Below are 25,125 nucleotides of genomic sequence, written 5' to 3'. Positions count from 1 at the left end.
GTCATAATTAATCCTTCCATAAGGGTTTCATATAAAATTTAGAGCTTAAAAATAAATGATTCTAAAGGAGCCAACGATACATTTATAAAACCTTCACCATTTCTTAATATTAGCTTGTTATTTTGTTGATATAACAAGTCCTCTAATTCATAGGTATTTTCCGATAACCCCCATAGAGAAATGATATCTTGAGGAATTCTAAGTTCAAACTGATGCGAAACTTCTGTATCAAAATTAGTAACCACAATTAGCTTTTCTTCCTTAGAGAATCTAACAAAAGAAAAAACACGGTGGTTATAATTTTTGGTATGTTCTTTATTATAATAATGAATTTCTCGACTCTCCCCAGTAAGGGCATCATTACTTATGGCAATATTCAATAAGCGTTTGTAAAAGTTACGCAACGATTTTTCTTCTTCGGTTGATTGTCCGCCATCAAATTTTCCTTTATTCATCCATCTTTGGTGGGCTGGAACTCCAATATAGTCAAAAATGGAAGTCCTACTTGGATCGCCAAAACCAGCATCCTCAGCGCCAGGCTCCCCCAATTCTTGTCCAAAATAAATCATTAACGGAGACGTTCCAATTGTTGCTAAAACCGTCATTGCAGGTTTTGCAGTATTAGCATTTCCAACAAACTCAGGACTCGCAATACGCTGTTCGTCATGGTTTTCAAGGAAATATAGCATATGAGATTCGATATCATTATACTTATTCCGAACAACTGGAATATGGTCTGTCCAGCCATAGCCTTTCATAATATGCTTCAACGAATCGTACATATCAACCTTATCATACAGATAATCCATTTTCCCTAAACGAATGTAATCTCGATATAAATCAGGATTGTACACTTCCGCCATTAAAAAGGCATCTGGATTTTTCATTTTGATTGCAGAATTCATATAACTCCAAAACTCTACGGGCACCATTTCTGCCATATCATAACGGAATCCATCAACCCCAAAATCAAGCCAATACAAGGCAATATCTTTAAACTTTACCCAAGAGGAGGGCACCTCTTTTCCTTGCCAGAATTCAAAGTGTTTTTTATAGGACTCGCTATCAAAATTTTCTGGTAACGTATCAAATTCTCTATGTCCTTCTGGAGATACTCCATAATTTACTTTTACCGTTTCATACCAATCGTTTTGATCTGGCTTAGAAGCTCTAGACCCATTTCCTGTCCATTTAGCAGGATTTTCATCAAATTCTCCATCAATTAAAGCATTTGCTTCTCCTCCAAGTGGCAAATATCCATCTCTCCAATCTGGAAGAGAAAAAGCTTCGTTTGGCGAATAATAAAAGTTATTATTTTTATGATAAACAACCGAGGTATCATCAGAAGCTCCAAAACTTTCTACACCTTCTGGATTGCTAATTCCCTCGTAATCTCGAGCCACATGATTGGGAACAATATCAATAATTACTTTTAAATTCTTGTGGTGAGTACGATCAATAAGCTCCTTAAATTCTGTTAACCTATTTGCGGGATTGGTTGCTAAATCAGGATTTACATTGTAATAATCTTTTACCGCATAAGGAGAGCCTGCACGCCCTTTTACCACCTCTGGGTCGTCATTAGAAATTCCATACTCCGTATAATCATTCACTAAAGCATGATGCGGAACTCCAGTATACCAAATATGCGTTATTCCTAAATCTTTAATTTCCTGCAAAGCTTTATCGGTAAAATCGGCAAATTTACCAACTCCGTTTTCCTCAATAGTCCCCCATGGTTTATTGTTGGTATTAGTATTTCCAAACAAGCGTGTAAACACTTGATAAATTACAATTTTTGAAGGTTTTACCTCCTTAGTTTCTTCCATTGTTTTTGTATTAGAACAAGCAACAACTAAAGATACTAAGATTATAAAAAGGAAGGTGCTTTTTAGTTTTATCATTTTACAAAACTTCAATAATATAACTCGTTTTCCCAGCTATTTCCAGTTTTTCTTCTAAAGAAAAATTCTTTTCAGAAATAATATCTTTCCCTTGTTTAGCCTCTTTTAAATTTTCTTTAAAGCGACTCAAATCTAAGCTACGGTTTTCACTACTATTATTAACAACTACCATTACCGTTTGGTTTTCATTACTTCGAAAATATACATACACTTCATTCTCTGGGAGGTATTGTGTTGTTTTTCCTGAATGAATTACCTCCTTATTTTTTCTCCAATTAAAAAGCTTCGAAGTAAAATTAAAATACTCATTTTGCGTTGCGGTTCGTCCGGAGGATAAAAATGCATTGTTAGAATCTCCTTCCCATCCGCCAGGAAAATCTCTTCGGATATCGCCATCCCCTTTTCCTTTGTCGCCTTTCATTCCTATTTCCGAACCATAATATAATTGTGGAATCCCTCGAACGGTAGCCATTAAGGTCATAACCAATTTATAATCTTCTATATTTTCATAAATTTGATTGATACGTCCTGTGTCGTGATTTTCAGCAAAAACAAGAATATTATCAATATCAGGATATAAAAAATCGTTTACAAAATTTTCATATAACTGAATCGTTCCTTTATCCCACGACGGATTTTCCTCATTAAAAACGCTAGTAACAGCGTCGTGCAACGTAAAATCCATTACACTCGGTAAATGCGTGTTATAATTTTGAATAGCTCCTACTTTACTATCCTTTTGCCAATAGGCAATTTGAGCTTGATCGTGCAGCCAAATTTCTCCTACAATATTAAAATTTGGATACTCATCCATAATAGCTTTAGTCCAAGTTGCAACTCCCTCTTTATCGTTATAAGAATACGTATCCACTCTAAAACCGTCTAAATTGGCATACTCAATCCACCAAATAGCATTTTGAATTAAGTAATTTAACACCAACGGATTTTGCTGATTTAAATCGGGCATCGTTTTTACAAACCACCCATCCATGCACATTTTATAATCAATTTCCGAAGCATTTGGATCCATTTGCGTACTCATTCGGTAATTTGTTTGCGCATACCCAGGAAATTGATGAATCCAATCGTAAGTAGGTAAATCTTTAATCATCCAATGCTCCACTCCCCAATGATTCACCACATAATCCATAATAAGTTTCATTTCTCTTTTATGCAGTTCACTCCCCAATTTTTTATAATCTTCGTTAGTTCCGTAACGGGCATCAATTTTGTAAACATCGCTTTGTGCATAGGTATGATATGAGTATTTGGCATCGTTATCCTCACAAAGTGGCGTACTCCAAATTGCAGTTGCTCCAAGATTTTCTATATAATCTAGGTGTTGAATAATTCCATCAATATCGCCTCCATGACGACCACCTTGCTCTTCTCGGTTTGCTTTTTCTGTTAATGCTGAATTGCTATCGTTAGTAGGGTCTCCATTAGCAAAACGGTCTGGCATTACTAAATAAATCATATCAGAGGAGTCGAAACCTTTTCGGTTGGCTGAATTTTCACGTCTCGACTTTAATGCGTACTCCTTACTATCAACAATTTTTTTTCCTTTTTTAAAATTGATCGTATAATTTTTTGCTGAAGCATTTTCAGTTTCAATAGTAACAAACAGATAGTTTGGATTCTCGGTTTTTTTAACCTCTTTGATTTCTAATCCGTCAATTTCTGGCGTTAAAGAAGAAATATTATCTCCATATACCATTAATTGAAGTTCTGTTTTCTGCATTCCACTCCACCAAAATGGTGGCTCAATTTTTTTTATTTGTGCTTGCAGTGAAACACTTAAAAAAACAAATACTATTGTGATAATAAAAGAATTTTGATTTTTCATCTGTTACTATTTATTGTTTTTGAATGGTCCGATGGAATGCCCTTGATTATCATATTGGTTGGTTTCCAAATTTGTTAATGGGCAATTCACAAGACTATCTTTAAGTTAATTATTTTATTTACAGTATTTTACATACCCCATAAAGAACACTACCTCTCAAAACCTTTGCTTTACTCATCTCCTTTTGTAGAGGTAACTATTTTGTTTATTACAAATCCCTAAAATCAGGTGCTCTCTATTTTTCTATAATACTAATAGCAAAACCTCCTCCTGGTGCTGAAGTAAGCGTTAACTTTGACGTATTAGTTACTGTTTGTTTTGTAATTTTATATGCCTGCGGATTGGTTTTATAATGAGCATCTTTAGCATCAGCATAAATAATAGCTTCGTATTTTTTTCCTTCCTCTAAAAAATCCAAAGAAATTTTTGTGGTACGAGACTCCAAGCCATTTACATTTCCTACAAACCAATTATTAGTTCCTTTGGCTTTACGCGCAACGGTAACATATTTTCCAGGCGCTGCTTCTAAGTATTCACTCTCATCCCAATCTACAGCTACGTCTTTTATAAACTGAAAAGCATCTAGAAAACGGTTGTAATTTTCTGGAATATCGGCAGCCATTTGCAACGGACTATACATGGTTACGTACAATGCCAATTGATTGGCAATAGTTGCATTTAAATGCGAGTTGTTATTCGGATTCATTTTACTGATATCCATTTCGAAAATTCCTGGTGTATAATCCATCGGACCACCAATTAAACGTGTAAAAGGCAATACCGTTACATGGTTTGGTTTTGAACCTCCAAAAGCTTGGTATTCGGTTCCTCTAGCAGATTCGTTTCCTATTAAATTTGGATACGTACGTGCAATTCCTGTTGGACGAACTGCCTCATGCGCATTTATCATAATCTTATAATTGGCTGCTTTTTCTAATGCGTATTGATAATGATTTACAATCCACTGATTGTAATGATTTTCGCCTCTTGGCAAAATATCTCCTACATATCCAGTTTTTACAGAGGTATATCCGTGGTCATTCATAAATTTATAAGCTGCATCCATATGGCGCTCATAGTTTCTAACAGAGCTTGACGTTTCATGGTGCATCATCATTTTAATTCCTTTTGATTTGGCGTATGCATGTATTTCTTCCACATCAAAATCTGGATAGGGCGTTACAAAATCAAACACATAATCTTTAGATTTTCCAAACCAATCTTCCCAACCTACATTCCATCCTTCCACTAAAACAGCATCAAACCCATGCTTTGCAGCAAAGTCGATATATTTTTTTACATTTTCAGTATTGGCGCCATGGGTTCCATTGGGAGTAGCTTTAGAATAATCTGTTTCTCCTAATTTAATAGAAGGAAAATCGTTGGTATATGCCCAAGAACTTTTTCCTGTAATCATTTCCCACCAAACCCCAACATATTTAACTGGCTTAATCCACGAAGTATCATCTATTTTAGAAGGCTCGTTTAGGTTATAAGTCATTTTAGAATTCAGAATATCACGCGCATCGTCACTAGCAATTATGGTTCTCCAAGGCGTATTAAATGGCGCTTGCAAATATCCTTTATCTCCATTTGCATCTGGAGTTAACCACGATTCAAAAACCATGTTTTTATCATCCAAATTAAGATGCATTGTAGAATAATTAATCAGAGCCGCCTCGTGTAAATTAATGTACAATCCGTTATCGGTTTTCATCATTAAAGCGGTTTGTACGCCTGTTGGAGAAAATGGTTGTTGAGAAGCATTTGGAGTAATAGCATCTTCCATTTCTTCACGAATTTCAGACAACTTAGATTCGGTATAATCATACTCCTGCGTATCATAATCTCCAGGAATCCAAAAAGCAGTATGATCTCCAGCCATTGCAAACTGGGTGTGCTCCTCCTTAATAACAAAGTACACTAAGTTTTCTTGCTGAGGAAACTCATAACGGAAACCTAGTCCGTCATTAAATAAACGAAAACGAATCCTCATTTTTCTAGCAGTTTCTGCTTGTTTTAAGGTTACCGCTAGCTCATTATAATGATTTGTAATTTCTGAAACTTCTCCCCAAACTGGTTTCCAAGTCTCATTAAATGTATTGGTTTGAGTGTCTTGAATAGAAAAATTATTAACCAACGATTTTTCATCATTTTTCAACTCAAAACCAAGTTTACTTTCCTTTATTATTGCTTGTCCTTTATAGGTTAATTTATAAGTTGGCGTTCCGTCTTTCAGCAAAGAAAAATCCATAACGAAATTTCCGTCAGGCGATTTTAATTCTTGCGCAGAGAGACTACTTATCACCATCAAACAAGCGCATATATTTATTAGTATTTTTTTCATATTGTGTTTTTTTAACGTCATGCTGGATTGTGTTAACTAAACTTCGACAAGCTCAGTTTGACAAGCTCAGTTTGACAAGCTCAGTTCGACAATAATTCAACAGAATCAATTTAACAATAACCCGCCAAGCATTGTACACCAATATCTCGACGAGTTCAGTTTGACATTAATTTATATGGTTGTTGAAGTTGCTTTTACCTCAACTTCTTTTCCGTTCAATTCAATTTTTAAATCCTCTTCTCCTACAACTGTAAATGTAGTTTCTTGATGACTCACATCTACTTTTACAATACTTCCTCTAAAATTAACTTTAAAAGAAAAAGCTTTCCATTGTTTTGGAATCCGAGTTTCAAAAGTTAGGTTTCCATCTTTAATTCTCATTCCTCCAAAACCTTCAACAATACTCATCCAAGTACCCGCCATAGAAGTAATGTGTAACCCTTCATGAACCTCTTTATTATAATCGTCTAAATCCAATCTAGAGGTACGTAAATAAAAGTTATAAGCCTGTTCCATTTTATTTAAAACAGCAGCTTGAATACTGTGAACGCAAGGCGATAACGAAGATTCATGCACCGTAAAAGGCTCATAAAAATCGAAATGACGTGCCAATTCTTCTTTACTAAAATGGGCTTCAAAAAAGTAAAATCCTTGTAAGGTATCTGCTTGTTTTATGTAAGGCGAACGCAAAATTCTATCCCAAGACCATTTTTGATTTATTGGTCGCTCGTCTTTTGAAAGATTTGCTACGGTAATTAATTCTTTATCCAAAAATCCATCCTGTTGTAAAAATACTTGATGCTCTTCACTGTAAGGAAAATACATATTTTGAGCAACTTCCAACCATTGTTTTATTTCTTCAGAAGAAAGCTTTGCTTTTGAAATAACTCGTTCGTAATCTGAAGCATATTCCAACTTTACTTTCTCAATATTTTCGGTAGCATATTCAATACACCACTTTGCAATATAATTTGTAAACCAATTGTTGTTTACGTTGTTTTCGTATTCATTAGGCCCCGTAACTCCAAGAATTACATATTTATTTTTAGCTGTTGAAAAGTTAGCTCTTTGGTGCCAAAAACGAGCAATTGCTATCATTACCTCCAAGCCCATTTCTGGAATGTAACTGTAATCTCCCGAATAGCGAACGTAATTATAAATAGCATACACCATGGAACCATTACGGTGAATTTCTTCAAAGGTAATTTCCCATTCGTTATGACTCTCTTCTCCATTCATTGTTACCATTGGATACAAAGCAGCTCCATTTTTAAAGCCTAATTTCTCTGCATTTTCTATAGCTTTTGATAAATGGTTGTAACGATATTTTAAAAGATTTCTAGCTACTTTATCGTCTTTGGTAGCCATATAAAAAGGAATGCAATAAGCCTCGGTATCCCAATAAGTACTCCCTCCATATTTCTCTCCTGTAAATCCTTTTGGACCAATATTTAAACGAGCATCTTTTCCAGAATAGGTTTGATTTAAATGAAAAATATTAAATCGGATTCCTTGTTGCGCTTTTACATCGCCATCAATAGTAACATCTGCCATTTCCCAAATAGAAGCCCAAGCCTCTTTTTGCTTTTCTAGCAAGGCATCAAAACCAATTTTTGAAGCATTGCTTAGCACTTTTAATGAAGCTTCTACAAGATTTTCTGCTTTATAATTTAAAGAAGTAACATAGCCTCCCATTTTTTCAATTGCAGCAGTTTCTCCTTTTTTTGCTTCAATAGTATATGAAAAAGCAGCTTTTAGCGCTTCAATATTTTCTTGTGGAGCAATGGTTAGCTTCTCATTATTCAAGAATAATGTACTAATCATTCCAGTACACACATGGTATTCTGTTTTATTGGTTTTAGAAACTACATACCCAAAATCATTTTGGGCTTCCGTTTTATAAACATCCCAGAAAGCATCGTCCCAATTAGTATCTTCATTAGTAATTCCACCATCTACGTATGGTAAAAAAGTAATTTCTGCTGAAGTATTTAGCGGTGTTACCTCATATTTTATAGCTCCTACTTCGTCTATTTCTAAACTTAAAAAACGAGTAGCAGTAACTTTTATCTGCACATTGTTTGGCAAAGTAGCTTTAAAACTACGTTGATGCCATCCTTCTTTCATATTTAATTCTCTACGGAAATCTTCAACCGATTTACACGTATTTAAATCTAACATTTCACCATTAACTAGCACGTTAATTCCTATCCAATTTGGCGCATTAAGTACTTTAGCAAAATACTCTGGATATCCATTTTTCCACCAACCAACACGAGTTTTATCAGGATAATAAACCCCTGCTATATAACTCCCTTGGAAAGTAGCACCAGAATAATGCTCTTCAAAAGTTGCACGTTGCCCCATAGCACCGTTTCCAATACTAAATAAACTTTCAGACGACTTTACTTTTGCTGGCTGAAATCCTTCTTCTATTAATGACCATTCGTTTGGTACAATATAATCCTGATTCATTTTTATTTAGGTTGAAGTGTTTTTAAAAAATTAAATGTTATTTCTGTGAAGCTCGAAAAATTATAATCGGCTTCTCTTAAGTTTTGTTCGTTTCCTAATCCTATTGAGATCATTCCTGCTGTATTTGCTGCTTCTATTCCTGCTTCGGCATCTTCAAAAACAATACAGTTATTTGGAGCTACATTAATTTTTTCTGCAGCAATTAAAAACACCTCTGGATTAGGTTTTGCTTTGGTAACGCTATTTCCATCAACTATAACGTCAAACAGATCCATTATACCTACCTTTTGTAAGATTTTAGGAGCATTTTTACTAGCCGATCCCAATGCAATTGGATACCCTTCTTTTTTAATCTCTGCGAGGATCTCTTTTATGCCAGGCAAAATATCTGCTGCTGTCATTTTATCAACATACGTTAGATAATCGGCATTTTTATTGGCTGCTAACTCATCAAATTTCTCTTGAGAAACTTCTGCATTAGCCCAGTTCAATATTTTCTTTAAGGAGTCTACTCTACTTACCCCTTTAAGTTGTTCGTTTTGTTGGTGTGTAAGTTCAAAGTTAAATTCGGCAGCCGCTTTTTTCCACGCTAAAAAATGGAACTTAGCAGTATCTACAATAACGCCGTCTAAATCAAATATAAATCCTTTTTCTTCCTTCATTTTAATTTCTTTTAAAACAAAGACTAATATTTTAGAAATACTAATCTATGGTATATGCAATAGCTTTTTTATTAACGATAAGTAGGTTTGCCAATCCGGCTAAAATCAAGCAAATTCCAGCAACAATCATGGAATAAATAGTTTCTTCTCCTATTAATTTATAGGCATAATTTATACCTCCTATTGCAGCTATTATCTGCGGAAGCACAATAAACATATTAAAGAGTCCCATGTAAACGCCCATCTTATTAGCATCGATAGAACTGGATAACATAGCATAAGGCATTGAAAGTATACTTCCCCATGCAATTCCAATTAATATAAAACTGATATATAAATAAGAAGGATCAGGAACATAATACATAGATATAAATCCAATCCCTCCTAAAATCAAGGAAGCCATATGGGTATATTTACGGTTTACACGCTTTCTGGAGGCATAAAAAGTTAGCAACAAAGCAAAAACCATGGAAGAAAGTCCGTAAACCCCCATTGCAGAACCTACATTATCTGAGGCATCTTGATATTTTTTATTGGCAACATTAAAGGCTGTTTGCTGTGCTACCTCTTGAAAATTAAAAGCTGTTTCTACGGGAGCTGGTGCGTTATAAACATGCTCGGTAAGAGCTGGCATTGCAAGGCTCCACATGGTAAAAAATGCAAACCAGCTAAAAAACTGAATCACTCCTAACTTAATCATGGTAGGAGGCATATTCCCAATATTTTCAATAATATCTCTTACAAAATGTCCTTTTGTTTCAGCTTTCATTTTGTTAAAAGCCTCCATGTCTTCCGGCGGATATTCGTCCGTAGTAAAAATGGTATAAAGAATACTGGTTATAAAAACAAGAGCTCCAATAGCAAAGGCTATTTTAACCGACATAGGGACTATTCCTGGTGCGGCTTCATTGCTTACTCCTAAGTAATTAACCAACCATGGCAAATTACTAGCCACCCAAGTACCAATACCTATAATAAGTGTTTGCACAACAAAACCATATGAACGTTGCGACTCATGTAATTTATCGGCAACGAGCGCTCTAAAAGGTTCCATACTTACATTAATGGAAGCATCTAAAACCCATAGGAGACCTGCTGCAACCCATAATGCTGGAGAATGAGGTACTATAAATAAGGCTATAGAACTTAAAATAGCTCCAATAAGAAAATAGGGTCGGCGTCTACCTAGTTTGGAATGCCAAGTTTTATCACTTAAATACCCTATAATGGGTTGAATTAACAAACCTGTGAGGGGAGCTGCAATCCATAGAAGAGGAATATTGTCTTTTTCAGCACCGAGTGTCTGAAAAATACGAGACATAAACCCTCCTTGAAGAGCAAAACCAAATTGAATTCCTAGAAAACCGAAACTCATGTTCCAGATTTCCCAGAAACCTAAAATACGCTTTTTCATTATCGTAATGTGTTAGTTTATTATACGATAAGCGCTATGACTTATCAAAGCTTAATTTAAATTGAGAAGTAAAAATATAAACTTTGACGGCTGCAAGATAGTATTTTAGCAGATAAGAAACTAATAGTCTTACTATTAAACTTTAACAACTACGAAAACTACTAGATAGGTTTCGTAGATTCTCGTTCTAGAATAGAGGTTTTTATAACCTCTGTTTTAAAACTCGATTCATCATCATTTGTTTCAAGTCGGTCGATTAACATTTTAGCTGCTTTTTCTCCCATTTCAAAACCATGCTGAATAACAGTGGTAAGAGTTGGGTAAGAATATTTAGATAAAATTCCGTCGCTAAAACCTATAAAACTCATTTCTTGAGGGATCTTAAATCCGCGGTTATGCGCTTCTCTCATTGCTACCACGGCATATAATTCGTTCACCCCAAATACAGCATCAAATTTTTCAGTATCAAAAAGATGCTTCACTTTTTCGTCTAATTCTTCTACTTTATCAACCTTTACAATTAAATTTTCATCTAATTCAATTCCAGCATCATAAAGTGCATTTACATAGCCTTGCGTACGGAGTTTCCCTATAGAAATATAATCGGCTGTAGTAATTAAAGCAATACGTTGACAACCCGAATAAATTAAATGTTGAATGGCATTATAAGAAGCTCGGGCATCGTCTATTATAATTTTATCACAATAAATTTCGTCGGAAGTTCTATCAAACATCACTAAAGGCATTCCTTGATTAATTACTTCCCGTAAGTGATGAAAATCCTTCTTTAAGAGCGTTTCTTTTGAAAGTGATAATAAAAACCCATCTATTTGTCCATTAGCCATCGTTTCCATATTAATCACTTCTTTATCAAAAGATTCGTTGGACAAACAAACAATTACATTATAACCGAGCTCATTTGCCTTCTTTTCGATTCCACTAATAATTAACGTAAAAAAATGATGGACAATTTCAGGAATAATTACTGCTATATTCTTAGTTTTTTTGTTCTTAAGACTCAGCGCAATATTGTTAGGTTTGTAATTATAGAGTTTGGCAAAAGCTTGTACTTTCTCAATAGTATCTTTACTAATTTCAGAGCTATTACTCATTGCTTTAGACACTGTAGAAATAGAAACATCTAGCTCTCTAGCTATCTCTTTAATTGTAATTTTTTTCTTCATTATATAGCAGAAATTAGATTTTAATATATGCAAAAATACATACAATAATTGCTCTTTTCCAATTTAAGCACAGAATTCTGCTTTTATGAAAAATTAAACTATTCACAATAATCCACTTCATTTATTATGAATAGTAAAATTAAAGTCTATGAATAGAGCTTTCTGTTAAAAAATAAAAAGTTCTCAACACTAAAACGTTTTCGTGACCCTCCAAACGAACTCCAACGTTTTCTTTACTCAAATTTTACATAGTTTTAACGCCGAGAAGTAAAAATATAAGCTAACAATTATCAAAACTATTTTACAATTTCTTATGAAAATAATTAAAAAAATAAGCCTACTAATGTTCCTAATACCGGTATGCATTTTTGCGCAACAATCGGTTAGTGGAGTTGTTACAGACGCTTCAACAAATACCCCAATTCCAGGTGTAAATGTTGTAATAAAAGGAACAACTACAGGAACAACTACAGATTTTGATGGTCAGTTTACCATTAATGCTGAAAATGGCACAGTTATTCAATTTTCTTATATCGGTTTTAATACACAAGAAAAGCCTGTAACGGGAGCAACTATGAATGTTGTACTAACAGAAGATACCCAACAACTAGACGAAGTTGTAGTTATTGGGTATGGTTCCGTAAAGAAAAAAGATGCTACTGGAGCTGTAGACCAAGTTTCTACGGAAGATTTTAACCAAGGACCTGTTTTAAATGCAGGGCAATTAATTACAGGTAAAATTGCCGGGGTATCTGTTACTTCTGGTGGTGGAGCCCCTGGTGAAGGTCAGAATATTGTAATTCGTGGACAAGGATCTTTATCGCTCAACAGTTCGCCTTTATACGTAATAGATGGGGTTCCAATTGCAGATAGTGGCGTTGGAGGTGCTAGAAGTCCGCTAAACTTTATCAACCCTAATGATATTGAAAGTATGACGGTTCTTAAAGATGCATCGTCTACGGCAATTTATGGAGCTAGAGCTGCCAATGGAGTAATTATGATTACTACCAAAAAAGGAAAAGGCAACGATTTTAAATTTAGCTATTCTGGTTCTACAACCCTTTATACCCCTACAAATTATGTAGATGTTATGGATGCCAATGAGTTTAGAACTCTCGTAAATGAAGTAGGAAGTGCAGATGCAATTAGTCGTTTAGGAGCTAGCAACACAAACTGGCAAGATCAAATCTATGGCGATGCTTTTGGATTTGAACACAACCTTAGTACCACAGGAAATATTGCTGGCTTTATGCCCGTAAGAGCTTCTATTGGGTATACCGACCAAGATGGTGTTTTACAAGGGGATAACTTTGCTAGAACTACAGCATCTATTAATCTACGTCCATCTTTTTTAGATAATCATTTAAAAGTTGAGTTAAATGGACGCGGTTCGTATACCGAAAACAAGTTTGCCAATAGGGATGCTATTGGGACGTCTGTAGATTTTGACCCAACACAAGCTATTTATGACGAAAACTCTCCTTTTGGCGGTTACTTTACTTGGCTAAACAACGATAATGTTCAAAATAGTTTAGCGCCAACAAACCCTGTTGCCTTAGTTAATTTAAAAGATGATACTGCGGAAGTAAGAAGATTTATTGGAAATGCTAAAGTTGACTATAAACTTCATTTCTTTCCAGATTTAACAGCTACTGTAAATGTAGGATTGGACAAAAGTAATAGTCACGGAAGAACAATAGTTTCAGATCAAATGCCTTCTTCTCAATTAGACTGGAACGGATCTTTTTCTAATTACACAAACGAAGCTACCAATAAATTATTCGACGCTTACGCTACTTATTCAAAAGAAATTGATGTTCATTCCATAACTGCTGTAGCTGGATATTCTTATCAGAGTTTTGAAAATGATAATTACAGTTTCGATAGTGAGGCAGAAGAAGAAGGAAACAACCCTATTAGAATTGATAAATGGAGAAGTGTTTTACTTTCTTACTTTGGAAGATTTAATTACAACTTCGATAACAGATATTTAGTTACTGCAACTTTAAGAGCAGATGCTTCTTCTAAATTAAATCCAAACGACCGTTGGGGATATTTTCCTTCTGTAGCAGTAGCTTGGAATTTAAACAACGAAAGTTTCTTAGAAGATTCAGAAGTAATAAACCAATTAAAATTAAGAGTTGGATATGGTGAAATTGGAAATGTAAATGGTTTAGGAGATTATAATTTCCTAACTAAATATACAGCCAGTAGAACCAATGCAAATTACCAATTAGGAGATGGCTTTTACCAAACCTATAGACCAGAAGAATACAATGAAAACTTACGATGGGAAGTTGGTAAAACGCTCAATGTTGGAGTAGATTACGGATTTTTTAACAATAGAATCTCTGGTTCTGTAAATGCTTATTTAAAGAAAACAGAAGACTTAATAAGTTTTGTAACTGTAGACCCATTTACAAATTTCTCTAACGGTATCGACAAAAATATTGGAGATATGGAGAACAAAGGAATTGAGTTTGAACTAAATGTTGTCCCAGTACAAACCGATACTTTTAATTGGAGTATTGGTTACAATATTTCTGTTAATAGCAATGAAATTACCAATCTTCCAGATCAAGTAGAAGTAGGAGGAATTAATGGTGGAACTGGTAATAATATTCAGCTACATAAAGAAGGATACTCTCCTTTTAGCTACTGGGTATACAAACAAGTCTATAATGAAGCTGGAGCTCCAATTGAAGGCGCTTATGTAGATAGAAATGGTGATAACCAAATAAACGACGACGACCGTTATTTATACAAAGACCCTTATGCAGATGTTATTATGGGTTTAAACACCAATTTAAACTACAAAAATTGGGATTTAGCGGTGGTTACAAGAGCAAATATTGGAAACTATGCCTATAACAATATGGCCTCTAGTAAAAGCTATGAATTAAGGGCTACTGAAAATAGCATTCTTACTAATTTACATAGAGATTACTTTAATTCTAGATTCCAATCAATTACGGAAACTAATTTACAAAGCGATTATTACATCCAAGATGCTTCCTTTATTAAAATTGACAATATCACTTTAGGATACACTTTACAAGATGCTATTCCAAACACAAGTTTACGTTTTTACGGTTCCGTACAAAATGTAGCCACTTTTACAGATTATGACGGACTAGACCCTGAAATTGGTGGAGGTATCGACAACAACTTCTACCCAAGACCTAGATCTTTTGTATTTGGTGTTAATCTTAATTTTTAATCAGAATTTACAATGAAAAACACATATAAATTACTCATCGCATTATTGGCAACTGGAACCATTATGGTTTCTTGTCACGACGACCTTGATCAAACTCCTATCGATCCAGATAGTTTTACAGAGCAAGATGTTTTTGCTAATGCAGACGAAGCAAAAGGGGCACTAGCCAAACTATATGCTAGTTTAGCCCTAACTGGGCAAGAAGGTCCTGCTGGAGATGCAGATATTACAGGTATAGACGAAGGTACTTCTCAGTACACAAGAATGCTTTTTAGTTTAAACGAATTAACTACAGACAATGCCGTTGTAGGTTGGGGAGATCCTGGTTTACCAAATTTACACGCCATGAGCTGGAATGCAAGCAACGACTTTGCTACGGCAATGTACTATCGTTTGGCGCAAGAGGTTTCTTTTTGTAATTCTTTTATTGAAAAAGCTACTCCGCTAAACGATACTCCAGAAGTTGCTTCTTTTATTGCTGAAGCAAGATTTCTTAGAGCTTTTGCCTATTACAATTTAATAGATTTTTATAGTGATGTTCCGCTGGTTACAGTTGTTTCTACCGATTTACCAGAACAAAACACAAGAGCTGAGATTTTCAGTTTTATTGAATCAGAATTAACAGAAATAGAAACTTCTCTTAAAGAAAGTGGCGCTAATGAATATGGACGTGTAGATCGAGTTGCTGCTTGGGCTTTATTGTCAAAACTTTATTTAAATGCCGAAACTTGGATTGGAGAAGCTAAATATACAGAAGCAATTACTTATTCAAACAAAGCTATAAATTCTACTTATGCTTTAAACACAACAGATGCCAATGGAAATGGTTCTGCCTATGATGAACTTTTCTTAGCCGACAACGATTCTAATGGAGCACAAAATGAATTTATTTTTGCACTGAATTTCGACGGAAATCAATCAAGAACCTATGGAGGTACTACCTTTTTAGTACACGCAGCTGTTGGAGGTTCTATGGAGCCTGCAGAGTTTGGTGTTAATGGCGGGTGGGCTGGCCTACGTACTACAAAATCTTTAGTTGAAAAATTTCAAACCTCAATTACAAATTCTGACGACGATGGAAATCCAATTGAGTGGGCAGACTCTAGAGCAATGTTCTACACCGATGGACAGTCGTACGAAATTAACACTATTGCTAATACTTTCACAGACGGTTATGCAATTACTAAATTCAAAAATATCGACTCTCAAGGAAATGCTGGGAGTGATGAAGGAGGAGATTTTGTAGACACCGACCTCCCAATTATTAGAGTTGCCGAAATCTATTTAAACTACGCAGAGGCTGTTGTTAGAGGCGGATCTGGAGGCGATTTAAATACGGCTACAAATTATATCAATCAAATTAGAGCACGTGCTTTTGGAAATAATTCTAACAATGTTTCTAGCAGCAATTTAACCCTTGATTTTCTTCTAGATGAAAGAGCTAGAGAATTATACTGGGAAGGTCAACGTAGAACCGATTTAGTTCGCTTTGGATATTTTACTTCAGGAAGCTACCTATGGCCATTTAAAGGTGGTGCAAAGAATGGAACTGGTGTAGAAGACTACAGAAACTTATTCCCATTACCTAGTAATATTGTTTTAATCAATACAAACCTAACTCAAAACCCTGGTTACTAACCTAAACTAATTAAGATGAAACATTTATGATTAATTCTATACACACCGCAAAATGATTTTATAAATGTTCCATTTGACCGTTAAAAACAATAAATATAAACAGATGAAAAAAATATCACTTTTACTACTTGCTTTTATAGCTACTTTAAGTTTTAATGCTTGTTCTGATGATGACGAATTCACTTTCGTGGCAAAGCCTGACCCAGAAGGTATTGCATTTGAAAATACGGTATTAGACTCCTACCCTCTTGAAGCTTCAAATGGTGACAATCTAGCGGAAAGATTTGTATGGAATGCTGTTGATTTTGGAGTCTCAACTCCAGTTTTTTATGAACTACAAGCTTCTACAACTACAGGTTTTGAAGGAATTACTGTATTGGGAAGTAACCTAAGCGAAACAAATTACGGGGTTACAGTAACTAATATGTTAAGCTTGGCAGAAGAAGCAGGACTAGATAATGATCCTGAAACGGAAGCTCCTAATACAGGAACCCTATACTTTAAAGTTAGAGCGTATGTTGGGAGTAATGGCGGGAATACTGTTGAGCAATTTTCCGATTCTCTACCTATTAATGTTGAATTAGTAGAAAATACAGAGGAAGTAGAAAGCATTGTTACCACCTGGGGATTAGTAGGAGATGCAACGCCAAATGGATGGGATGGTCCAGACGTCTCTTTTGTTAAAACCGAGGATCCAGATGTAATTATTGCGTATGCTAACCTTATAGAAGGTGAAATTAAAATAAGAGAAAACAACGATTGGGCTCTTAATTATGGAGATACAGGAGCAGATGGAACACTAGAAGAAGGAGGAGATAATATCCAAGTAGAAGCTGGTTCTTACAAAGTGACCTTCAACACAAAAGAACTTACCTACACAATAGAACCTTTTACATGGGGATTAGTAGGTTCTGCAACTCCAAATGGCTGGGATGGTCCAGATGCTGCATTGACTTACGACCCAGCTACCGATTCTTGGTCTGCAACAGTTACACTTGTAGACGGCGAAATGAAATTCCGTCAAAACAACGAATGGGTGGTTGATTACGGAGACACAGGTGCAGATGGAATGCTAGAACAAGGTGGAGATAACATTGCAGTTAGCGGAGGAAACTATAATGTAACTGTAAGTTTTACAAAGTTAACCTATACTTTGGAAGCTCAATAACCTATCTATAAAATTAAAGAAAGTCGGAAAACTAGATTCGTTTTCCGACTTAACTTCCATTACTAAAACTAAACCATGAAAACTAAACTCCTATACTTTTTTGTAACCAGTTTTTTAATCTTATCGTCATGCTCAAACAATGATGATAGTTCTACTACCCTCCCAGAACCTACCACTACAGAAGCTGGAGAAGTAACCCCTTTAGATCTCACAAAATATGAGAGCGGAAACAATGTAATGATGCAAACCTTCTATTGGGATGTAGAACCAAGAGGAGATTGGTGGGATATTTTGAGCGAAAAAGTAGCTGGTTGGGCAGATGCAGGAGTAGATCGCCTTTGGTTACCAGTTGCCACTAAAGGTCAGTCTGGAGGTTACTCTATGGGGTACGACCCTTCAGATTATTTTGATTTTGGGGAATATGAACAACATGGAACTACAGAAACACGATTTGGAAGTAGAACCGAATTAGAAAATTTAATCAAAAAAGCGCACGAAAATAATCTTGAAGTTATTGCAGACATTGTAATAAATCATAATTCTGGTGGTGGCGAAGAATACAATCCGTATAGAGATAAAAACACCTATACTTTATTTGATGAAACTCATGGAAATGCATCAGGTTTATTCAATAGAAATTACGAAAATTTTTATCCTAACAGTACTAGTAATTATGACGAAGGAAGTCTTTTTTATGCTGAACAGAACTTGGATCATAACCAAGATTATGTTCAAAATTGGCTTTGGAAACAAGATAATTCTGTAGCAAAATACTATAAAAACACTATGGGATTTGATGGCTGGCGTTTTGATTATGTTTTAGGGTATGAGCCATGGATTGTAAAAGCCTGGCTTGATGAAGTAGGCGGATTTTCTGTAGCCGAATTATGGGATGGTAATCCCGTAGTTTTAAAAAAATACATTGAAGAAACAGGAAGTAATGTATTCGATTTTTCTACTTTCTATAAACTCGAAGAAGCTTTAGACCGATATGAAGATCTGACTTATTTAGACAAAGAAATGCTTTGGCAAACCTACCCTGAAAAAGCAGTCACTTTTACCGCTAATCACGATACCGAAAAAGATAGCAATGAAGATAACTTTATAATGGCCGAAAATAAATTAATAGCCTATGCTTACATTTTAACACACCCTGGCTATCCTACAATTTTTTATTCTGATTATGAAAATGAAGCTTTTCAAGAAGAAATAAAACAACTTATAACAATTCATAACAGTTTGGCAATTGGGGAAACGGAAATTTTATATGTTGATGCAGACGAATATATTATGAAAAGAAAAGGAACATCCGAAAATCCAGGTCTTATTATTTATATAAATACTTCTGACACTACTAAAAGACGTACCGTTAAAAGCAATTGGACAAGCAGTACATTAATAGATTACTCTTTAAATTCCACATATGCTCCTTACACTAAAGAAGATGGAGAAGTGAATTTAGAAGCACCTGGAAAAGGTTATGCTGTATGGTCTACCACTACTCCACAGGAGTAAGAAATTTTTTTTTAAAATACACATTTTTCAAAATGCTTAAACGCTTTTGAAGTTAGCAACGGAGAACTATTAGGTTCTCCGTTTTATTTTTCTTCAACTTAAATTTTAACAGTATTTACTACATTTAATAATATAACAAAATACTAAGATAAAAAATATCAATGTTAAAATTATATGCATTTTTTTTACTATATTCACACTATATTATTATAATTTAACAATTATCTGATGATCCTTTTTCAACACAAGCTAACTGGAAAAAAGATTACTCATTGTTAAATAAAGCTAACTATTTGAACTTTAAAATTTAATTGTATGAAGAACAATTTAATCAAAGGCTTAGCCTTGGTTGGAGCATTTCTGTGTTTCAGCATGGCTAAAGCCCAGACTGTGAGTGGAACAGTCTCTGACGCTACTGGCCCTCTCCCAGGGGCAAACGTTCTAGTAAAAGGAACATCCAATGGAACACAAACAGATTTTGACGGAAATTACACTTTAGACAATGTGGATGCCACAGCTACTTTAGTGTTTAGCTATGTTGGATTTACATCTAAAGAAGTAGCTGTTAATGGGCAATCTACTATTAACGCAACACTTACTGAAGACGCGCAGGCTTTAGATGAAGTAGTAGTTATTGGATACGGTACTACTACTAAAAAAGATGCAACAGGAGCAGTTGCGGTAGTTAATTCTGAAGATTTTAACCAAGGGGTTATTGCCTCTCCAGAGCAACTTATTCAAGGTAAAACCGCTGGGGTTCAAATTACTCAAACAAGTGGGGAGCCTGGTGCTGGGGTTCAAGTTAGAATTAGAGGTACGGCCTCTGTTCGTTCTAACAACAACCCTCTATTTGTTGTTGATGGAGTACCGCTTGCAGGAGGAAATACTGCAGCAGACGGTGCAGATTTAGGAGCGGGAACTAGCTCTGCTAAAAACCCACTTAACTTCTTAAATCCTAATGACATTGAAAGCATGACCGTTTTAAAAGACGCTTCGGCAACTGCTATTTACGGTTCTCGTGCTGCAAATGGAGTAATTATTATTACTACTAAAACAGGAAAAGCAGGTCAAGGAGGGAAATTTGAATTCTCTTCAAACACCAGTGTTTCAGTAGCTGCAAAAAAATATGATTTACTTGACAGAGAACAATATTTAGGCGCTATTACCCAATATGGTGGTGACGCTAATTCATTAGATTTTGGTGCAGATACAGATTGGCAAGACTATTTATTAAGAACTGCCTTTTCTACAGATCAAAATATTGCTTACTCAAACAACTATGGCTCTGGATTTGTAAGAGCTTCTTTTAGTTATGGTGATCAAAATGGAATAATTAAAAACTCCTCGCAGGAAAGAATTACTGGTAGGTTAAATTTATCTCAACGTTTTTTAGACGATAAATTGAAACTTGATTTTAATGGAACCATCTCAAGAATAAATGATGATGCTCCTATGATTACTAATACTGCTGGTTCCACTGGAGATTTATTAGGAGCCACTTATTTTGCTAATCCAACTTGGCCTACAGATCCTTCTTTTTCAACTGGTAGTGATTTAATTCCTTCTCAGGCCTTAAACTATTTTAAAGACCAGACCAATACAAACAGATATTTAGCAAATATTTCTGCAGAATATGAAATTATTGATGGGTTAAAAGCAAAAGTAAACCTTGGATATGATGAATCTTCTGCTGATAAAAATCAAGCACTTTCTGGAAATATTTCTGGATTAAGTAATGGTGCTCCTGTTAACGGTAGAGGTTTTTTTGCTGAAAACTATAATAAAAACACTCTTTTAGATGCAACCTTGAATTATGTAACGGAATTTGAAAACTCTAAACTTGAAGTATTAGTTGGATATTCCTTTCAGAGCTTTAAAGCCGCTGGTAAAACAATTCAAGGATTTGGATATTCTTCTACAAATATGGATGAAATGTTTGATGAGCTAGAAATATCAAGAAATATAATAGAAAATTCTATTACAGGTTCATATCAACAGTATGGTTTTGATTCAGATGGATTATTTGTTAATAGACTATTTCCTGAAGTTTCAAGTAACGAACAACTTACTCCTCCATCAAACGTGCCGTTGGCAGCTGTAACTGGCGACACATATAATAACACAGATGAATTACAATCGTATTTTGGAAGACTTAATTATACACTATTCCAAAAATTCATTTTCACCTTCACTTTAAGAGCCGATGGTTCTTCAAGGTTTGGTCCAGATAACAGCTATGGATACTTCCCTTCCGGTGCTTTTGCATGGAGACTAGATGAAGAAGATTTTATTGGAGAATCTTTTTCAACACTTAAACTTCGTCTAGGATACGGTATCACTGGTAATCAAGATGGCATAGGATATGGTAACTTTACATACAGACAACGTTTTGGAGGTATTGGTATAGGAAATGGTGGAGATGTAAACCCACCTACTCTAGGACTAGTTGCATTTCCTCAATCGGGTCTTAAGTGGGAAGAAACAGCGCAAGCTAATATAGGTTTTGATTTTGGATTTATGGATGAACGCCTAAATGGTAGTATTGATCTTTATCATAAAACCACAAACGATTTACTACTAAAACAAGAAGCAGCACAACCTTCTCCGCAACCTTTTTACTTTGATAATGTAGATGCTGACGTTATTAATAAAGGAATTGAATTTGCTATTAATTACGATTTTATTCAAACCGATAACCTAAACTGGAATGTGGGCTTTAACATAGCTTATAATGACAATATGGTGAAAAATTTTGATGGCCAAATTCAAACAGGAGCTATTAGCGGTAATGGACTAACTGGAGCATATGCTCAGTTATTAACCGGTGGTCATCCTTTATTCTCCTACTATTTAAGAGAATTTGGAGGATATGATCAAAACGGAATTTCTATTTACCCAAATGGAGATATTCAAGAATTTGTAGGGAAAAGTGCTTTGCCAAAAGTAACTTCTGGTCTCTCTACCAGTTTATCATATAAGAATTGGGATTTCAATGCATTCTTTACGGGTCAGTTTGGTCAATATCTATATAACAATAATGCTAATGCATTCTTTACTGCTGGTATTATTGGGGGTGGAAAAAATGTTACAGAAGATGTATTAACTAATGGAGAGTCTGCTGCAAATGCACCTGATGTTTCTACAAGATTTTTAGAAAAAGGAGATTTTGTTAGACTTCAAAATGCTTCTATTGGATACAGCTTCCCTATTAAAAAAGATTGGTTCCTTGATGCATTAAGATTTAACGTAACTGGACAAAATTTATTTGTAATTACAGATTACTCTGGCTTAGATCCAGAAGTAAATACGCCAAAGCCTTTAAACGACATTCCTTCTCTAGGAATAGACTACACAAGTTTTCCAAGGCCAAGAACGATTACGTTTGGTATTAATGCAACATTTTAAAAAATTGATTTATGAAAACATATAAAATATATAATCTATTAATAGCTGCTCTCCTCCTTGGGATAACTGGATGTACAGATCTGGAGATTGAAGAGACGGATTCTCGGTTTCCAAATTTATCTGGAGAATTTACGGGAGTTGATGCAGCTGGAAGTTTGGAAAACTTGTATAACTCTGTAAGAAGTCAAGTTCAAACACAAGAAAACATGTATGGTATCACCGAAGTATCATCAGATGAATTTTTGGTTCCTACAAGAGGAACAGATTGGGGAGATAATGGAGTATGGAGAACATTACATAGCCATACTTGGAGCACAACTCACAATCTTATCAAAAATACATGGAATGAATTAAATTCAAATGTATATAATGCATCTACTATTATTGATCCTTTAAGTGAACCTACACCTCAACAAGCAGCTGAAGCTAAATTTATTAGAGCTTATAGCATGTTTTGGTTAATCGACCTTTTTGGGCAAGTGCCTTTTAGAAGTCCTCAAGATGGTCCTGATGTAACTCCTTCAGTAATGACAAGAGTAGAAGCTTTTGATTTTGCTGTTAAGGACTTAACGGAAGCTATTCCTGCTCTACCTAGCACTGGTCCTGGAGATGGTTTAGTAAAGGCATCTAAAGCATCAGCTCGTTATTTACTTGCTAAACTAATGCTAAATAAACACATTTACACTGGAGCAGGTTCTCCAAATGCAGCTGATATGACACAAGTTGTTGATTTGGTAAACGCAATTCAAGGAGATGGTTTTGCACTTCAACAGGGATATTTTGAACTTTTCACAAGCGATACTGATAACGAAACAATATTTTTTACTACTTCCGACATAGGGTCTCGTATTTGGAATGGATTACATTACAACCAAGGAGCTCCAGATAACACTGGTGGTGGATGGAATGGATTTACAACTCTTGCTGAATTTTACGATTTATTCGAAGGCGATCCTAATGTAAACACCCCTGGATCTGGACAAGAGGAACGAAGAGGTTTTGTTCCTACTGGAGGTGTAGCAGCAACTGGAGATGATATAGATGCTGATGGAGATGGAATAAAAGATGGTTCTAATATTGGTTATGGTTTCCTTATCGGACAACAATACGGTCCTAAAGGAGAACAGCTTAAAAACCGACAAGGGAACCCTCTTTCTTATACTAAAGACTTACCAGGACTTTTAGGTAACAATGAAGTAACTGGAATTAGAGTTCTTAAATACAGTCCAGAAAATGGTTCTTTTGCTAACCATATGGTGCTATTTAGATATGCCGATGCACATTTAATGAAGGCTGAAGCTATTATGCGTGGAGGTACTTCTTCTGGAGAAGATGCACTTACTTTAGTAAATGATTTAAGAACACTTAGAGGCGCAACCCCTTTTGGCTCATTAACAGAAGAAAACTTGTTGGATGAAAGAGGTAGAGAATTGTATGGCGAATATTGGAGAAGAAACGATTTAATTCGCTTCGGAAAATTTAATGACACATGGGAGTTTAAAGATAATACTGAAGCGTTTAGAGTATTATTCCCTATTCCTGAAACTGCTATTATTACTAATCCTAACCTAACTCAAAACGAAGGTTACTAAATAGAGTTTTTAACTATTTTTGAACATGCAAAACGCCTCTTCACAGAGGCGTTTTCTATTCTGTTAACTTTAATAAAAATCCTTTATTATGGATATTTTCAATAGCTATTGTAGCATCTTTACTTAAATATTTTCGAAGATGAGAAATAAATACATTTAAACTCTTTCGGTTAAAATAATCATTTTCTCCCCATATACTTGTTAGAATATCTTTATGCGGCGCTAATTCATTTTTACGCCTCCATAAAAACAGTAACAATTCACTTTCCCTTGAGGTTAGTGAAATAATCTCTTCCTCAAATTTTAACTGCTGAAGCTTAGGATTAAAAATATACCGTCCAATTTGAATTTCATTAAAATTTTCTTCATTACTAGTAACTTGTAACCTTGATAACAACGTCTGTATTCTAACTACCAATTCTTCTTCATCAATCGGTTTCTTTAAATAATCTACTGCTCCTAAAGAAAATCCTTTTAAAACATCAATTTTTAAAGAACGTGCTGTTAAAAATATAAAAGGAACAGATGGGTATAAATCTCTAATTTTTTCTGCCAATGTAAATCCGTCCATTTCTGGCATCATTACATCTAAAATTAGTAAATCGAAATTCTCTTTTTCCAGAATTGCCAAAGCCTTGACTCCATTGGTAACCCAATGCAATTGAAAATTCTTCATTTTTAAATATTCACTCAGTAAATACCCAAGGGAATTATCATCTTCTACTAATAATATTTTATTCATTTCCTTTTTGTTT

14 protein-coding genes are annotated in these 25,125 nt (G+C 34.9%); 6 read left to right on the top strand and 8 right to left on the bottom strand.

Annotation, left to right across the window (positions count from 1 at the left end; genetic code table 11):
* Positions 1-38: 38 nt before the first annotated feature.
* The 7 genes from AC13CQ_RS07325 to AC13CQ_RS07295 form a co-directional block, all read right to left on the bottom strand.
* Positions 39-1,904 (bottom strand): alpha-amylase family glycosyl hydrolase, encoded by a 1,866-nt coding sequence (locus AC13CQ_RS07325; RefSeq protein ID WP_474506658.1) that lies wholly within the window; start codon positions 1,902-1,904, stop codon positions 39-41.
* A gap of 1 nt (position 1,905) precedes the next feature.
* Positions 1,906-3,750 carry a glycoside hydrolase family 13 protein gene (locus tag AC13CQ_RS07320; protein WP_456867833.1) on the bottom strand — a complete coding sequence of 615 codons (1,845 nt, stop codon included), beginning with the start codon at positions 3,748-3,750 and terminating at the stop codon, positions 1,906-1,908.
* 235 nt (positions 3,751-3,985) lie between these two features.
* Entirely contained in the window at positions 3,986-6,097 is a 2,112-nt protein-coding gene (locus AC13CQ_RS07315) for a glycoside hydrolase family 97 protein (protein WP_456867834.1), read from the bottom strand.
* A 171-nt stretch (positions 6,098-6,268) separates the two neighbouring features.
* On the bottom strand, positions 6,269-8,572 hold the full coding sequence (locus tag AC13CQ_RS07310; protein WP_456867835.1) for a glycoside hydrolase family 65 protein: 2,304 nt from the start codon (positions 8,570-8,572) through the stop codon (positions 6,269-6,271).
* 2 nt (positions 8,573-8,574) lie between these two features.
* The gene (pgmB, locus tag AC13CQ_RS07305) at positions 8,575-9,234 is read right to left on the bottom strand and encodes a beta-phosphoglucomutase (RefSeq protein ID WP_456867836.1); all 660 of its coding nucleotides are present in this window, start codon (positions 9,232-9,234) and stop codon (positions 8,575-8,577) included.
* Positions 9,235-9,274: 40 nt separating this feature from the next.
* A complete protein-coding gene (locus tag AC13CQ_RS07300) occupies positions 9,275-10,648 on the bottom strand; it encodes an MFS transporter (protein WP_008610700.1) in 1,374 nt (457 codons plus the stop codon).
* A 161-nt stretch (positions 10,649-10,809) separates the two neighbouring features.
* Positions 10,810-11,832 (bottom strand): LacI family DNA-binding transcriptional regulator, encoded by a 1,023-nt coding sequence (locus AC13CQ_RS07295; RefSeq protein WP_008610701.1) that lies wholly within the window; start codon positions 11,830-11,832, stop codon positions 10,810-10,812.
* A gap of 313 nt (positions 11,833-12,145) precedes the next feature.
* On the opposite strand from AC13CQ_RS07295, the gene AC13CQ_RS07290 reads away from it, so the two are divergent.
* From AC13CQ_RS07290 to AC13CQ_RS07265, 6 genes are all read left to right on the top strand, one after another.
* Positions 12,146-15,052, top strand: a complete 2,907-nt coding sequence (locus tag AC13CQ_RS07290; RefSeq protein WP_456867837.1) for a SusC/RagA family TonB-linked outer membrane protein — start codon at positions 12,146-12,148, stop codon at positions 15,050-15,052.
* 12 nt (positions 15,053-15,064) lie between these two features.
* On the top strand, positions 15,065-16,690 hold the full coding sequence (locus tag AC13CQ_RS07285) for a RagB/SusD family nutrient uptake outer membrane protein (protein WP_337899778.1): 1,626 nt from the start codon (positions 15,065-15,067) through the stop codon (positions 16,688-16,690).
* A 103-nt stretch (positions 16,691-16,793) separates the two neighbouring features.
* Entirely contained in the window at positions 16,794-17,858 is a 1,065-nt protein-coding gene (locus AC13CQ_RS07280; RefSeq protein WP_474506659.1) for a SusE domain-containing protein, read from the top strand.
* A gap of 75 nt (positions 17,859-17,933) precedes the next feature.
* Positions 17,934-19,373: an alpha-amylase gene (locus tag AC13CQ_RS07275; protein WP_474506660.1), complete on the top strand. Its 1,440-nt coding sequence runs from the start codon at positions 17,934-17,936 to the stop codon at positions 19,371-19,373.
* A 315-nt stretch (positions 19,374-19,688) separates the two neighbouring features.
* The gene (locus tag AC13CQ_RS07270; protein ID WP_474506661.1) at positions 19,689-22,778 is read left to right on the top strand and encodes a SusC/RagA family TonB-linked outer membrane protein; all 3,090 of its coding nucleotides are present in this window, start codon (positions 19,689-19,691) and stop codon (positions 22,776-22,778) included.
* A gap of 11 nt (positions 22,779-22,789) precedes the next feature.
* Positions 22,790-24,370, top strand: coding sequence for a RagB/SusD family nutrient uptake outer membrane protein (locus AC13CQ_RS07265; protein ID WP_335587969.1), 1,581 nt, complete (start codon positions 22,790-22,792; stop codon positions 24,368-24,370).
* Positions 24,371-24,425: 55 nt separating this feature from the next.
* Here the strand turns inward: AC13CQ_RS07265 and AC13CQ_RS07260 are convergent, their stop codons facing one another.
* On the bottom strand, positions 24,426-25,112 hold the full coding sequence (locus tag AC13CQ_RS07260; protein ID WP_008610708.1) for a response regulator transcription factor: 687 nt from the start codon (positions 25,110-25,112) through the stop codon (positions 24,426-24,428).
* Positions 25,113-25,125 lie beyond the last annotated feature (13 nt).

The organism is Galbibacter sp. L-19 (assembly GCF_056857615.1).
The sequence above is the reverse complement of the archived record's forward strand: the minus strand, read 5'-3'. Positions and strand labels throughout refer to the sequence as shown.